The organism is Salinilacustrithrix flava (genome assembly GCF_041228405.1).
Lineage (GTDB): Bacteria > Actinomycetota > Acidimicrobiia > Acidimicrobiales > Salinilacustritrichaceae > Salinilacustrithrix > Salinilacustrithrix flava.
In genome coordinates, this window is the sequence record NZ_CP133888.1 from 3,038,507 (window position 1) to 3,051,371 (window position 12,865).

16 protein-coding genes, 1 tRNA gene and 1 riboswitch are annotated in these 12,865 nt (G+C 73.5%); of the genes, 11 read left to right on the top strand and 6 right to left on the bottom strand.

Annotated features, from left to right (window positions below; translation table 11 throughout):
* The first annotated feature begins 78 nt into the window (after nucleotides 1-78).
* On the top strand, nucleotides 79-1,173 hold the full coding sequence (locus RGQ06_RS14950; protein ID WP_432430495.1) for an AAA family ATPase: 1,095 nt from the start codon (nucleotides 79-81) through the stop codon (nucleotides 1,171-1,173).
* Between the two features lie 7 nt (nucleotides 1,174-1,180).
* Here the strand turns inward: RGQ06_RS14950 and RGQ06_RS14955 are convergent, their stop codons facing one another.
* Both RGQ06_RS14955 and RGQ06_RS14960 read right to left on the bottom strand, forming a co-directional pair.
* The gene (locus RGQ06_RS14955; RefSeq protein WP_432430494.1) at nucleotides 1,181-2,005 is read right to left on the bottom strand and encodes a serine hydrolase domain-containing protein; all 825 of its coding nucleotides are present in this window, start codon (nucleotides 2,003-2,005) and stop codon (nucleotides 1,181-1,183) included.
* Nucleotides 2,006-2,007: 2 nt separating this feature from the next.
* Entirely contained in the window at nucleotides 2,008-2,826 is an 819-nt protein-coding gene (locus RGQ06_RS14960; RefSeq protein ID WP_432430493.1) for a phytanoyl-CoA dioxygenase family protein, read from the bottom strand.
* 24 nt (nucleotides 2,827-2,850) lie between these two features.
* Between RGQ06_RS14960 and RGQ06_RS14965 the strand changes: the two genes are divergently transcribed.
* Nucleotides 2,851-3,132, top strand: coding sequence for an MGMT family protein (locus tag RGQ06_RS14965; RefSeq protein ID WP_432430492.1), 282 nt, complete (start codon nucleotides 2,851-2,853; stop codon nucleotides 3,130-3,132).
* Nucleotides 3,133-3,165: 33 nt separating this feature from the next.
* Here RGQ06_RS14965 and RGQ06_RS14970 read toward each other — a convergent pair whose 3' ends face one another.
* Genes RGQ06_RS14970 through RGQ06_RS14985 form a run of 4 tightly spaced genes read right to left on the bottom strand, consistent with a single transcriptional unit; the run spans nucleotide 3,166 to nucleotide 4,924 of the window.
* A complete protein-coding gene (locus RGQ06_RS14970; RefSeq protein ID WP_432430491.1) occupies nucleotides 3,166-3,438 on the bottom strand; it encodes a nitrile hydratase accessory protein in 273 nt (90 codons plus the stop codon).
* Complete coding sequence (gene nthA, locus RGQ06_RS14975; protein WP_432430490.1) at nucleotides 3,435-4,028, bottom strand: nitrile hydratase subunit alpha; 594 nt, start codon at nucleotides 4,026-4,028, stop codon at nucleotides 3,435-3,437. Before nthA ends, RGQ06_RS14970 begins: the two co-directional genes overlap by 4 nt.
* Nucleotides 4,025-4,642, bottom strand: coding sequence for a nitrile hydratase subunit beta (gene nthB, locus RGQ06_RS14980; protein ID WP_432430489.1), 618 nt, complete (start codon nucleotides 4,640-4,642; stop codon nucleotides 4,025-4,027). Before nthB ends, nthA begins: the two co-directional genes overlap by 4 nt.
* A gap of 45 nt (nucleotides 4,643-4,687) precedes the next feature.
* Nucleotides 4,688-4,924 carry a hypothetical protein gene (locus RGQ06_RS14985; RefSeq protein ID WP_432430488.1) on the bottom strand — a complete coding sequence of 79 codons (237 nt, stop codon included), beginning with the start codon at nucleotides 4,922-4,924 and terminating at the stop codon, nucleotides 4,688-4,690.
* A gap of 60 nt (nucleotides 4,925-4,984) precedes the next feature.
* Between RGQ06_RS14985 and RGQ06_RS14990 the strand changes: the two genes are divergently transcribed.
* The 9 genes from RGQ06_RS14990 (at nucleotide 4,985) to RGQ06_RS15030 (ending at nucleotide 12,865) form a co-directional block, all read left to right on the top strand.
* On the top strand, nucleotides 4,985-6,151 hold the full coding sequence (locus RGQ06_RS14990) for a DEAD/DEAH box helicase (protein ID WP_432430487.1): 1,167 nt from the start codon (nucleotides 4,985-4,987) through the stop codon (nucleotides 6,149-6,151).
* Nucleotides 6,152-6,182: 31 nt separating this feature from the next.
* Nucleotides 6,183-7,751, top strand: coding sequence for an N-6 DNA methylase (locus RGQ06_RS14995; protein ID WP_432430486.1), 1,569 nt, complete (start codon nucleotides 6,183-6,185; stop codon nucleotides 7,749-7,751).
* A 58-nt stretch (nucleotides 7,752-7,809) separates the two neighbouring features.
* Nucleotides 7,810-7,927: riboswitch (SAM-I-IV-variant riboswitch) on the top strand.
* 50 nt (nucleotides 7,928-7,977) lie between these two features.
* Nucleotides 7,978-9,282: a homoserine O-acetyltransferase MetX gene (metX, locus tag RGQ06_RS15000; protein ID WP_432430485.1), complete on the top strand. Its 1,305-nt coding sequence runs from the start codon at nucleotides 7,978-7,980 to the stop codon at nucleotides 9,280-9,282.
* Nucleotides 9,279-10,439, top strand: a complete 1,161-nt coding sequence (locus RGQ06_RS15005) for a trans-sulfuration enzyme family protein (protein ID WP_432430484.1) — start codon at nucleotides 9,279-9,281, stop codon at nucleotides 10,437-10,439. The genes metX and RGQ06_RS15005 overlap by 4 nt, the downstream gene beginning before the upstream one ends.
* A 19-nt stretch (nucleotides 10,440-10,458) precedes the next feature.
* Nucleotides 10,459-11,235, top strand: a complete 777-nt coding sequence (locus tag RGQ06_RS15010) for an Fpg/Nei family DNA glycosylase (RefSeq protein WP_432430483.1) — start codon at nucleotides 10,459-10,461, stop codon at nucleotides 11,233-11,235.
* 47 nt (nucleotides 11,236-11,282) lie between these two features.
* Nucleotides 11,283-11,909, top strand: a complete 627-nt coding sequence (locus RGQ06_RS15015; protein ID WP_432430482.1) for a hypothetical protein — start codon at nucleotides 11,283-11,285, stop codon at nucleotides 11,907-11,909.
* Between the two features lie 21 nt (nucleotides 11,910-11,930).
* Complete coding sequence (locus RGQ06_RS15020) at nucleotides 11,931-12,164, top strand: hypothetical protein (protein WP_432430481.1); 234 nt, start codon at nucleotides 11,931-11,933, stop codon at nucleotides 12,162-12,164.
* A 48-nt stretch (nucleotides 12,165-12,212) separates the two neighbouring features.
* Nucleotides 12,213-12,286, top strand: a tRNA-Gly gene (locus RGQ06_RS15025).
* Nucleotides 12,287-12,439: 153 nt separating this feature from the next.
* Nucleotides 12,440-12,865 (top strand): ATP-binding protein, encoded by a 426-nt coding sequence (locus tag RGQ06_RS15030; protein ID WP_432430480.1) that lies wholly within the window; start codon nucleotides 12,440-12,442, stop codon nucleotides 12,863-12,865.

Genomic DNA, 12,865 nt, shown 5'->3' on the forward strand with positions numbered 1-12,865 from the left:
CGTATCGGTACCGAAGTTCGGTACCGATACGCTCCCACCTTCGGGTAACTGTCACTCGGGCCGCGGTACGGTGCCCGCGTGGAGCGATCGCCCTTCCCGCACTCCGGACCGCTGGAGGCCGACGAGGTCACCGGCCGCGACGAGGAGGCCGCGGCGCTGGTGCGGCTCCTGGGCGGCCGGGTGCCGATCGCGCTGGTCGCGCCCCGCCGCTACGGCAAGACCAGCCTGCTGCGCCGGGGCGCCTGGCTCCTCGACCAGGTCGAGCCGACCACGACGGTGTGGCTCGACCTGTACGGCCTGTCGTCGGTGTCGGACTTCGCCGTGCGCCTCGACCGGGCCCTCGGCTCCAGCACGGGCCGGTTCCGCGAGGCGCTGGACCGCGTGGCGGGCGGCCTCCGCATCAGCATCGGGGTCGTGTCGGCGGAGCTGCGGCGCTCGGCCCGGTCGGCGCCCGACGCGACGGCCACCACCCACGCCCTCCTGGAGTCGCTGGTCCGCGTGGCCGAGCACCACCGCACCCTGCTGGTGATCGACGAGGTCGCCGACGCCATCGGTGTCGGGAACGTGCTGGAGCTCATGCGCTCGCACCTGCAGCCCGTGTACCGCGAGCTCGGCCTGGCCTTCGCCGGGTCGAAGCCGACGATGATGGCCCGACTCTTCGGCGACACCGACCAGCCGTTCTACTCCCAAGCCCGCCGCATCGAGCTGCAGCCGCTCCCGATCGAGGCGGTGGTCGACATCGTCCACCGTGGCTTCCGGTCGACCGATCGCGATGCGGGCCCGGTGGCGTCCGCCATCGCCTCCTTCGGCGCCGGGCACCCGCAGCGCTCGATGGAGCTGGCCGACGCGGCGTGGTGGCTCACCGAGCCAGGGGCAGCCGCCACCGCCGACACCTGGGACGCCGCCCTCGCCGGCGTCCGGTCCCGGGTCGCCCCGGGCATGCGGGACTTCTTCGGCATGCTCACGAGCACCCAGCAGGCCGTGCTTCGCGCCGTGGTCCGCACGGGCGCGCCCTTCGCCGCGTCGGAGGGCCGCTTCCACGACCTGTCGCGGTCCTCGATCACGATCGCCCGCGACGCGCTCGTCGATGCCGGTCACCTGCTGTTCGGGCCCGGTGCCTCCACGCTCACCGACCCGCTGCTCGCGGACTGGGTGGCTCGGGAGCTGCCCTGAGCCGTGCTCAGCCGTGCTCGGCGAGCACCTCGGCTGCCAGCTGCGGCCAGGCGTCGATCGCCCACGGGCCGAACTCCCGGTCGGTGAGCACGACGAGGCCCACCTCGACGTCGGGGTCCCACCACAGGAAGGTGCCGGCCCGCCCGAAGTGGCCCCACGTCTCGGGGCTGTTGGTCGGCGCGGTCCAGTGCGGATCCTTCGTGCCACGCACCTCCACGCCGAGCCCCCACGGGTTCGGGTCCTGGGCGCCGTAGCCGGGGAGCACGCCGGCGAGGTCGGGGAAGGCCGGCGTCGTCATCGCCGCGATGGAACCCGGCGCGAGCAGGCGCCCGGCGTGCAGGGCGACGAGGAGCGCGGCCAGGTCGTCCACCGACGACGCGTAGCCGTGAGCCGGTGAGCCTGCGATCGTCGTGGCGCCGAGCCCGAGTGGGTCGACGAGGGCGGCGCGCACGTAGTCGTCCATGTCCATGCCGGTCCGGTCCGCCACGTGGTCGCCGAGGACCTCGAAGCCGACGTTGGAGTAGATCCGCTTGCGCTCGGGTGGACCGAGCGGCGTGCGATCGCCGTCGGGCGGCAGGCCGCTGGCGTGGGCGAGCAGGTGGCGCACGGTGGCGCCCTCCGGGCCGCCGGCGCTGGCGACGTCGTCGTCGAGGCCGACCGTGCCCTCCTCGACCGCGACGTGGACGGCGATGGCGGCCAGCACCTTGCTCACCGATGCCAGCGGGAAGGTCCGGTCGGTCGGGCCGCGAGCGGTGAGGAGGCCGTCCGGTCCGATGACCCCGGCCGCGACGGTGGGGACGTCCCAGCGGTCGATCTGGTCGAGGGCGGCCATGCTCAGCCGGCGTCCCAGAGCATGGTGTCGTCGGCGTCGTCCCGGTCGAGCAGGCGGAGCGGGTCCGTCTTGTCGATGTGGCCGATGAGGCCCCGGTACGTGCCGTAGCCGCACAGCCGGGCGAGGCGCTTGTCGAAGGTGGCGGCGATCTCGCGGGGCACGCCGAGCTGCTGGTTCTCCTGCTGGCGGATCATCCCGGCGCAGTAGTTGTCGGCGATGCCGACCCGCCGGCCGTCGCTGCGGTTGGCCCCGCCCCCGTGCCACAGGCTGCCGTGCCAGAGGAGCACGCTGCCGGCCGGCATCTCGGCGGGGACGGTGTCGTAGGCCTCGCCGTACACCGGGTAGTCGGGCTCCCGGTGAGAACCGGGGACGAGCCGGGTGGCGCCGTTGGCCTCGGTGAAGTCGGTGATCGCCCACATCGAGTTGCACACGGTCGGGAACCCGGTGCGGGGGAGGCCGATGACCTGGTCGTCGGAGTGGATGGGCTGGGCCGATTCGCCCGGGCGGATGTCGATCGACGACAGCGTGGACAGCAGGCACTCGCGATCGAGGACGCGCTCGACGACCGGGAGCACGGCCGGCGCGGTGGGGATCCGCTGGAAGACCTGGCCGTGGGCGAGCAGGTTGTACACGCGGTAGGTGTCACGACCCTCGAAGCCGTTGTCGGCCGGAGTCAGGGCACGTGCCTCGATGATGGCGTCGAGCGCCTCGAGCACCTCCCCGGCGAAGGCGGCATCGAAGGCATCCGGGACGATCGTGTAGCCCTGCTCCTCGATCTCGGCAGCGTGGCGATCGGCATCGGCGTCGGTGAGCGTGCGCATCGGCGGCGATGGTAGGCAACCGCAGTGGCCACGACGTTCGAGGAGGCGGTCCTCGCCGTGCTGTCGGCGCTGCCGGCCGGCGAGGTGATCACCTACGGCGAGGTGGCAGCCGAGGCCGGCCGCCCCGGCGCCGCACGCGCCGTGGGTCGGGTGATGGCCACGAGCGGCGGCGACGTGGCGTGGTGGCGGGTCGTCGCCGCCGACGGCCGCCTCGCCCCGGGCAAGGAGGCCGAGCAGCGACGTCGCCTGGCCGCCGAGGGCGTGGACGTCGGCGACCGTCGGGTCCGGGGCATGCGCCGCCGCTGAGGGGCCCGACGTTCCCGGTGACGCAGCCGCGGCTCAGGAGGGGGAGAGCTCGTCGAGGTCGCCGACCGTGACCAGTTCGGTCGTGACGAGGAGGTCTTCGAGCGCGAGGGTCCAGCTCTCCCAGTAGGGGCGACCATCGTCGGACGCGATGGCGGCGATGAGCCGGGCGCGGAAGGGCGCCCAGTCACCGTCGAAGCGGGTCTCCACGATGGCTGCGGCGAGGCCGAAGGCCCGGGCCTGCCATGGGGCGTCGAACGCCAGCTCGCCGTTGCGGCGGGGGACGTCGACCGCGTCGAGTCCGCTCACGGGCGGGCCACCCCGATCATCGCGTCGCGGGTCACCAGCTCGGCGAGCTGGTCCTCGGAGAGATCGTCGGTGCCCGCGGGCTGCTGCGGGAGCACGAGGTAGCGCTGCTCCGCCGACGAGTCCCAGACCGCGACCTCCACGTCGTCGTCCAGCTGGCAGCCCATCTCGGCGAGCACGGCACGCGGCTCGCGCACCACCCGCGCCCGGTACGCCGGGTCCTTGTACCAGGTCGGCGGCAGGCCCAGCACGGGCCACGGGTAGCACGAGCAGAGGGTGCACACGACCACGTTGTGCACCGAGTCGGTGTTCTCGACGACCTGCATGTGGTCGCCCTCGGCGCCACCGAAGCCGAGCTCGGCGATGGCCGCGGTGCTGTCGGCGAGCAACCGTCGGCGGTAGTCGGGGTCGACCCAGGCGCGTGCCACGACCTTCGCCCCGTTGCGCGGCCCGATGTCCTCCTCGTAGGCCCGGTTGACCTCGTCGACGAAGCCGGGGGAGACGAGGCCGCGCTCGGTGAGCAGCGCCTCCAGGGCGGCCACGCGCCGCTCGATCGGCGCAGGCTCGGCGGGGTGGTGGTGGTCGGTGCTCATGCTGGCTCCAGGTAGCTGTCCCACAGGTCGACGTGCACGACGACGTCCGGCTCGGCGTCGTCCCACAGGTCCCGCGCCGAGAAGCCCACGCCGTAGGTGCCTTCCTCGACGCGCTCCGTCGAGTGCGCCTCGACGTCGGGGAGGCTGAACCGGCCGTCGACCCGCGTGACGGTGCCGGTCCGATCGCAGAGGTAGGCCGGGCAGCGGGTGTGTCCCCCGTGCGGTGCGGCGACGACGCGCACCCGGTCACCGACCTCGAAGCGCTGCGTGCCGGTGCCGTCGATCTCCGGCTGGACGGCCGGCCGAGCCAGAGGAAAGGCGCCGCCGGCCCGGGTTTCGAGCTCGGCCGGCGCGACGACGCCGCTCTCCACCGCGATGGTGGCGGCTGCGGTGAGCCAGTGCTCGTAGTAGCTGCTGGCCAGGTAGTGGCCGGGGTCCATCCGCTCGATGGCGTGCCGGAACGCCGAGGTCGTCGGATCGGGGTGGGTGCCCATCGCCGCGAAGACGAGGGCACGCGCCGTGCGCTCCCAGGGCTCGTGGAAGACCGGCTCGTCGGGCTCGACGTCGACCGAGCCGAAGCCCTCCCGCCCCCCGAGGTCGTGCGCCAGCTCCACGCGCGGAGTCTGACAGGTCCCCGGCGCCGACGAGAGCGCTCGCGCTCAGAGCCGCCGGCGTTCGTTCAGCTCGGTGGCCAGTGCCCAGAGCGTGGCCTCGTCGCCGGCTCGGACCCGGGCGGCGTCGTGGTGGCGGCCGAGCGAGTCGAGGACGCCGGCCACGTCCGGGGTGCCGTGGAGCACCTCGACGGCCTCGGCGATCGCGCCGGCGAGCTCCTCGGTCGAGCCGTCCAGGTGACCGAGCAGTGCCTCCACCTGGGCTTTCGTCAGCCGGTCGCGCACGCCCGGACGGTACCGGCGATCGCGGAGCCTGCGGCATCTGGCGGTACCGTTGACGTCTACATGACGACTTTCGCAGAACTGGGCATCGACGAAGACCTGGTCGAGTGCCTCGCCTCCCAGGGCATCGAATCGCCCTTCCCCATCCAGGAGCTCACCATCCCCGACGCGGTCTCCGGCCGCGACGTGTGCGGCAAGGCCAAGACCGGCTCGGGCAAGACCCTGGCCTTCGGCGTCCCGATGGTCATGGCGCTCCCCGAGCCCGACGACATCCACAAGGGCCCGGCCGGTCTGGTGCTCTGCCCCACCCGCGAGCTGGCCCTCCAGGTCGCCGAGGTGCTCGAACCCCTGGCCAAGGTGAAGGGCCACACCATCACCGCCGTGTACGGCGGCGAGAAGATCGAGAAGCAGATCAAGTCCATCGACGACGGCACCGGCATCATCGTGGCCACGCCGGGGCGGCTCATCGACCTGCTCCAGCGGGGCGACGTGAAGCTGGACGAGGTCAAGATGGTCGCCGTCGACGAGGCCGACCGGATGGCCGACATGGGCTTCCTGCCCCAGGTCGAGTGGGTCCTGCGCCACGTGCCCGGCGGGCACCAGACGCTGCTGTTCTCGGCCACCCTCGACGGCTCCGTCGGCGCGCTGATCGACCGCTACCAGACGGATCCGGTCACCAAGGAGGTCGTCTCCGAGACGGTCACCGTCGACCAGATGCACCACCGCTTCATCAAGATCCACGAGCGGGACAAGGCCAAGGTCGTGGCGGCCATCGTCGAGAACGGCAACCGCACGCTGATCTTCTCCAACACCAAGCGCGCCGCCGACCGCCTGGCCGACGACCTCGACGACCTCGGCGTGAAGGCGTCGCCCATCCACGGCGACCTGCCCCAGCGGGCCCGGGAGAAGGCGCTCCAGCGATTCACCGACGGCAAGATCCAGGCGCTGGTGGCCTCCGACGTCGCCGCCCGCGGTCTGGACATCGACCTCATCGACACGGTGATCCACTGGGATCCGCCGCCGGACCACAAGACCTACCTGCATCGCTCGGGCCGCACCGCCCGGGCCGGCACCACGGGCGTGGCCGTCACCCTCATCAAGTGGGACGAGGAGATGTCGGTGAAGCTCCTGCAGCGCCGCCTGGGACTCGACGAGCACCCGATGGTGGAGATGTTCTCCAACGACGAGCGCCTCAAGGACCTCGCCGGCTGGGACCCCTTCGCCTCCTAGCGCGAGCCCCGCCGTGCCGGAGCCGAGCCTGGTGGCGACGATCGCCGGCGCATTCCTGCACGCCACGCGTCGAGAAGCCCTCGACCTCCCCGGCGGGCTCCGTCTGCTGGCCGGCGCGGACAGCCTCGAGAGCGTCCACCAGATCGACGGCCCCGAAGATCTCGGCCCGCTCCACGAGCGCCTGGCCGCCCCTGACGACCGGGTCCGGCGCGGCGCCTGGTACACGCCGACCTGGCTGGCCGAAGCGCTCGTCGCCCGGGCACTCCCGGACCGGGCCGCGGCCGATCTCGGTCCCGTCGTCGACCCGGCCTGCGGCGGTGGCGTGTTCCTGCTCGCGGCGGCCGAGCGGCTGCTCGCGCTCGGCGTCGACCCGGCGGACGCGGTCGATCGGCTGCGCGGGCAGGATCTCGACGAGACCGCCGTCGCGGTGGCCGAGGCCGCCCTGTGGTGGTGGGCGGCCCGCCACGGCGCCGAGGTCGAGCCGGTCGTCGCGGTGGGTGACGCCCTCCTCGAGGACGTCGGACCCGCCGGCGCCGTCGTCGGGAACCCGCCCTTCCTCGGCCAGCTCCGCTCGGCCACCTCTGTCGACGCCGAGCGCCGAGCTGCGCTCCGGACGAGGCACGGCGACGCCGTGCGCGCCTACACCGACCCGGCCTGGCTGTTCGCCCTCGCGGCCGTCGAGCAGGTCGTGCCCGGAGGGCACGTGGCGCTCGTCCTGCCGCAGTCGTTCCTGGCGGCCCGGGACGCGGCGGTCGTGCGCGACCGGATCGACGCGCACGCCGACCTCGTGCACACCGTCGTCGACGACGGACGGGCCTTCGCCGCCAACGTGGACGTGTGCGCGCCGGTCCTGCGGCGGCGCTCCGTGCCGGCCCCGTCGGGAAACGACTGGGTGGGCGCGCTCGCCGATGCCGCCGGCATCCCCTCCATCGTCCTCGGGCCGCGGCGCACCCTGGGCGAGCTTGCGTCGGTGCACGCCGGCTTCCGCGACGAGTACTACGGCATCGTCGAGGCGGTCACAGAGGCGGACGGCACGGCCGCCGGGCGGTCCCGTTTGGTGACGGCCGGGGGCATCGACCCGTGCCGGCTGCTGGAACGAGGCGAGCGGTTCGCCGGCCGCCGGTGGCGCGACCCGGTCGTCGACGTGACGGTGCTCCAGGGTCGATCTGCCCGGTGGGCGCAGGTGCAGGCGGGACCGAAGCTGCTGGTGGCCACGCAGACCAAGGTGCTCGAGGCCGTCGCCGACCCGGCAGGCGTGCTGCTCGGCTCCGTGCCCGTGGTGTGCGTCCGTCCCCACGACCCCGACCGGCTGTGGCACCTCCTCGCCGCGCTGCACGCACCGGCCGTGACCGCGTGGCTGTTCCGCCGCAGCGCCGGCACCGCCCTCTCCGCCGGGGCGTGTCGCCCCACCAAGGCGCTGCTCGAGGCCCTGCCGGTGCCCGACGACGGCGCTGCGTGGGACCTCGCGGCCGAGGCCGCCCGCGCTGCCAGCACCGGTCGGGCCGAGGTCGCCGAGGTCGCCCGCCTCGCAGATGCCGCCCTCGGCGTCGACGACGCGACCCTGCTGGCCTGGTGGGACGCCCGCCGGCCGCGCCGCTGAGCCGCCGGCGGCAACCCGTTGTGCCCGCTCCGCCCGCCTCCACGTACACTCCGGCGCGTACGTGCATCACGAGCGGCCCGGGTGACCGGGTCCGGCAACCTGGGAACGGACACCCAAGGTGCCTCCCTCCTCCGGGTGGGGATGCGGCCCCGCGAGGGGCAACCAAGCGTCCGGGTCCGTCCCGAAACGTCACTGGGTGTCCGCCCTCCGGAGGGAGGTGGACCACATGACGACCGACGGCGACCTGCGTGACGAGCGCACCCCCTCGTCCCCGAACGGCGCCCGAGGCGGCCCGCTCTCCGGTGTGGTCGACCCCGACCGGCCGCTCGCCGACCTCGGCCGGCGGGCGCATCCGAGCACGCTCCCGGCCTCGGGCGCGTGGCAGGAGGGTGACGAGGTCGGCAACCGCCGGTTCGTGCCCATCACCCCGGGTCGCCCCTTCGCCCTGGAGGGGGGCGGGCAGCTGCACGACGCGGTGGTCGCCTACGAGACCTTCGGGACCCTCGACGCCGACGGCGGCAACGCCGTCCTCGTCTGCCACGCCCTCACCGGCGACAGCCACGTCGCCGGCGCGGCCGGCCCCGGCCACCTCTCGCCCGGCTGGTGGGACGGCATGGTCCGGCACGGGTCGGGCATCGACCTCGACCGCTTCTTCGTCGTGTGCGTCAACGTCCTCGGCGGCTGCCAGGGGTCGACGGGACCGGCATCACCGCACCCCGACGACGGCCGGCCCTACGGCGCCCGCTTCCCCGTCGTGTCGGTGCGCGACATGGTCCGGACGCAGCGGATCGTCGCCGACGAGCTGGGCATCGGCCGGTGGCACGCCGTCGTCGGCGGCTCCATGGGCGGGATGCAGGCCCTCGAGTGGGCGATCATGCACCCCGAGCGGGTCGGCTCCCTGATCGTCGTGGCCTCCACCGCGGCGGCATCGGCCCAGCAGATCGGCTGGTGGTCCACCGGCCGGCGGATCATCCGCATGGACCCGGCCTGGCGCAGCGGTGACTTCTACGACGCCGCGCCGGGCGACGGGCCCCACGAGGGCCTCGCCCTGGCCCGCATGGTCTCCCAGATCACCTTCCGCTCCGACGACGTGTTCACCGACCGCTTCGGGCGGGAGCTGGTCGAGCCCCTCGACGGGTTCCACCTGTGGCAGCGCTTCCAGGTCGAGCGCTACCTGGAGCACCACGGAGACAAGCTCGCCCGGCGCTTCGACGCGAACAGCTACCTGGTGCTGACCAAGGCCATGGACCTGCACGACATCGGTCGGGGGCGAGGCGGCATCGACGCCGCCATGGCGCGGGTCCGCTGCCCGGTCGTCACCGTCGGCATCAGCAGCGACATCCTCTACCCGGCCCACCAGGCCGCCGAGATCGCCGCCCTGGCCCGGGCGGCCGGCCTCCCGGCCCACTACCACCGCCTCGAGAGCCCCCACGGCCACGACGCGTTCCTCATCGAGCACGAGGCGATGCGCGACGTGCTGGGACCCCACCTCGACGACCCGACCGCCACCTCGCACAGGAGCACCCCGTGAGCGACGAGCAGGCCCGCCGCGAGACCCGAGCCATCCGCGCCGGCCGCGGCCCCAACCAGGGCTCGGTCGCCAGCCCGATCTGGCCCTCCACCGCCTACGAGCTCCGGGACCTCGACGTCAGCGCCCGCATGGCCGTGACGCCGCTGGCCACCGAGTTCTACGCCCGCAACGGGACGCCCACCGTCCAGGCCTTCGCGGACGCGGTCGCACAGGTCGAGGGGGCCGAGGCCGGCATCGCCTTCGGATCGGGGATGGGCGCGGCGTCCACGATCGTGTTCGCCCTGTGCTCGCCGGGCGACCGCATCGTCGCCCAGGCGTCCATGTTCTCGGTGACCAACCAGCTGCTCACCCGCACGTGCGAGCGCTTCGGCATCGAGGTGGCCCTGGTCGATGCCTTCGACGCCGATGCGCTGTGCGCCGCGGTGGCGGAGAAGCCGACCCAGCTGGTGTGGTGCGAGACGCCCGCGAACCCGGCGATGGGCATCGTCGACCTCGAGGCCGTCGGCGGGCTCATGGGCCCCTTCACCGTCGTGGACTCCACCATGGCCACGCCGGCGGTGCAGAACCCCCACGACCACGGCGTCCACCTGGTCTTCCACTCGGCCACGAAGGCCATCGCCGGCCACAACGACGCCCTCCTCGGCGTGGTGACCGGCGAGCGGGAGCTGATCGACGTGCTGTGGGGCCACCACGTCGTGCACGGCGCCGTCGCTTCGCCCTTCGATGCGTTCCTCGGGCTCCGGGGCCTGCGGACGCTCCACGTGCGCCAGCGCCAGGCGTGCGAGACCGCGCAGGTCCTGGCCGAGCGGCTCGAGGCCCACCCAGCGGTCGAGCGGGTCCGCTACCCGGGCCTGGCATCCCACCCCCAGCACGAGCTGGCGATGCGCCAGATGCGCAGCGGTGGCTCCATCGTCGTGGTCGACCTGGCGGGTGGCTACGAGGCCGGCCGGGCGTTCGTCGAGCAGATCGAGCTGGCGATCCCGGCCGTCTCCCTGGGCGGGCCCGAGACGCTCGTGACCCACCCGGCATCGATGTCGGCCGCGTCGCTGTCGCCGGACGAGCGGATCGCCATGGGCATCCCCGAGGGCATGCTGCGGATCTCGGTGGGGCTCGAGCACGCCGACGACGTGCTCGCCGATCTGGTCGCCGCGCTCTGACCCCCGGGTCCCACCGCCCGTGCCCGAGCTGATCGAGGTCGAGACCTACCGCCGCCAGGCCGAGGCCGTGGTCGGCCGGACCATCGCCGACGCGCCGGCGCTCGATCCCCTCGGCCTCCGCGGCGCCGACCCCGACCACGTGCGCGCCCAGCTGGTCGGTCGTCGCATCGAGGCGGCGGAGCGGATCGGCAAGCTGCTCCTGCTGCCCACCGACGGACCGGTCCTCGGGCTGCGCTTCGGCATGACCGGTCGCCTGCTCGTCGACGGGGGCGCCTCCATCGACGGCCTGCTCCACGGAGGCCAGGGCGACGACCCGGCGTGGGATCGGTACGTGCTGACGTTCACGGACGGCACCGACCTGCGCATCCGCGATCCGCGACGGCTCGGCGGGCTGCAGCTCGACCCGGACACGAGCTGGCTCGGCCCGGAGGCGAGCACCGTCACCGCGGACGAGCTGGCCACGGTCCTGGCCGGGTCGCGCACCGCGGTCAAGGCCCGCCTGCTCGACCAGGCCCACCTCGCCGGCCTCGGCAACCTGCTGGTGGACGAGACGCTGTGGCGAGCCGGCATCGACCCGGCTCGCACGTGCGACGAGGTCGCGCCTGCGGAGGTGCCGGTGCTGGCCGAGGCCATCCGCACGACCGTGGCGGAGCTGACGCGGCGGGGCGGGAGCCACACCGGCGACCTGCAGGCGGCAAGGGTCCCGGGAGCGTCCTGTCCGAGGGACGGCACCCCCCTCGAGCGCGCCACCGTCGGGGGTCGCACCACCTACCGGTGCCCCCGTCACCAGCGGTGACCGCCGCCTGGGGTGCCGGTGAGCGCCTGCAGTACCTTCGTCCGACGATGCCCGCAGCGGAGCCCCACCCCCGGCGGCACGTCGTCCTGCGGCGCGCGCGCTCGCTCGTCGTGGTCGCGCTCGTGGTGCTCGCCGGCCCGGCGGCGTCCGGCGCCGGGGCGCAGATCCTGCCGACGACCAGCACCACGGTGCCGGCCACGACGACGACCGAGGCCGAGCCGGTCGAGACCACGACCACCGCAGCCGAACCGGACCCCGAGCCGGACCCGACCACGACCACGACCAGGGGAACCGCCACCACCAGCCGGCCGGCGACCACCGTGGCCGACGAGGACGACGACGTCGTCACCGACGAGGACGTGGCCGAGGATGCACGCACCGTCGCCGAGGACGAGCCGGCGGAGACGACGAGCACCGCACGGGACCTGCTGGTCAGCGGGGACGGAAGCGAGGGCGCACAGTCGACCAGCACCACCTCGACCACGGTGGTCGAGGCTGCCGCCGACGACGACGACGGCGCGCTCGACGAGGAGGCTCAGATCTGGCTCATCGTGGCCGGTCTCGTCGTGGTCGCCCTGCTGATCGGCCTGTGGACGTGGCGCTACTGGGTCCGCACCCGGCCGGCGCCGGTGGACGACGGGCCCGACGACACCACCGTGTTCCGCCAGGGGTGACCCGTCGATAGGTTCGTGCCCATGGCCGATGACCTGGACGTCGATGCGATGCTGGCCCGCTTCAAGGAGCGGGCGGCTGCGGTGAAGAAGCGCAACCTGCCGCCCGTGGCGGGGGAGGAGCGCACGCGCTTCATCGAGCAGGCCAAGACCGACTTCATGGACTACGCGATCATCGCCGACGCGCAGGGCCACCTGGCGGACGGGATCCTCACCCTCACGGTCGACCTGCGGCCCGAGGACGAGCGCGGGAGCTGATCGTCGATTCCACCCGGGCCGGTCGCCTTGCTATGGTGACCGCTCCCTGCGGGCGTAGCTCAGCTGGCTAGAGCGCAACCTTGCCAAGGTTGAGGTCGCCGGTTCGATCCCGGTCGCCCGCTCAGGACGGTGCCCAGGCTCTGCCTGGGCACCGCTTCGTTTTCCGGTGCGGTTGTGGCGTGGCTGTGCCGCTTGTACTGCACATCGGGGATGAGGGGTACGAGTCGGACGTACCCAGACCTCGGGGCGGGCCCCCCGATCGAACGGATGCCCCGATGACCACCAGCCACGTGCGCGACAGCGCCGACGACGCCTTCGTGACGTCGTTCCCGGCCCGCCCGGATGCGCTGGTGCGGGCTCGGCGGTCGTTCACGGCCTGGCTGGGTCGCCGCACGGGGTCGGAGGTCGTCGGCGAGCTCGAGATCGTCTTCAGCGAGCTGGGGGCCAACGCCGTCGACGCATCGCCGAAGGAGACCGACGAGGTCCTCGGTCGGGCGTGGTGCGACGGGTCCGACCTCTTCCTCGACCTGGTCAACCACACCGACCCGACCGTGTCCGAGGTGCCCCGGTGGGATCTGGCCGACCCCCTCCGACCGGGTGGGCGAGGCCTGATGATCGCCGAGGCCTTCGTCGACAGCATGGAGATCACGAAGGAGCCCGGTCAGCGCATGTTCGTGCGCTGCCGCCGCCGGTTGAAGTAG

Bases quoted from the DNA above. Each gene is read 5' to 3' on its own strand.
- RGQ06_RS14955 (WP_432430494.1), bottom strand. From the start codon at position 2,005: ATGGCCGCCCTCGACCAGATCGACCGCTGGGACGTCCCCACCGTCGCG.
- RGQ06_RS14960 (WP_432430493.1), bottom strand. From the start codon at position 2,826: ATGCGCACGCTCACCGACGCCGATGCCGATCGCCACGCTGCCGAGATC.
- nthA (WP_432430490.1), bottom strand. From the start codon at position 4,028: ATGAGCACCGACCACCACCACCCCGCCGAGCCTGCGCCGATCGAGCGG.
- RGQ06_RS14990 (WP_432430487.1), top strand. From the start codon at position 4,985: ATGACGACTTTCGCAGAACTGGGCATCGACGAAGACCTGGTCGAGTGC.
- metX (WP_432430485.1), top strand. From the start codon at position 7,978: ATGACGACCGACGGCGACCTGCGTGACGAGCGCACCCCCTCGTCCCCG.
- RGQ06_RS15015 (WP_432430482.1), top strand. From the start codon at position 11,283: ATGCCCGCAGCGGAGCCCCACCCCCGGCGGCACGTCGTCCTGCGGCGC.
- RGQ06_RS15020 (WP_432430481.1), top strand. From the start codon at position 11,931: ATGGCCGATGACCTGGACGTCGATGCGATGCTGGCCCGCTTCAAGGAG.
- RGQ06_RS15030 (WP_432430480.1), top strand. From the start codon at position 12,440: ATGACCACCAGCCACGTGCGCGACAGCGCCGACGACGCCTTCGTGACG.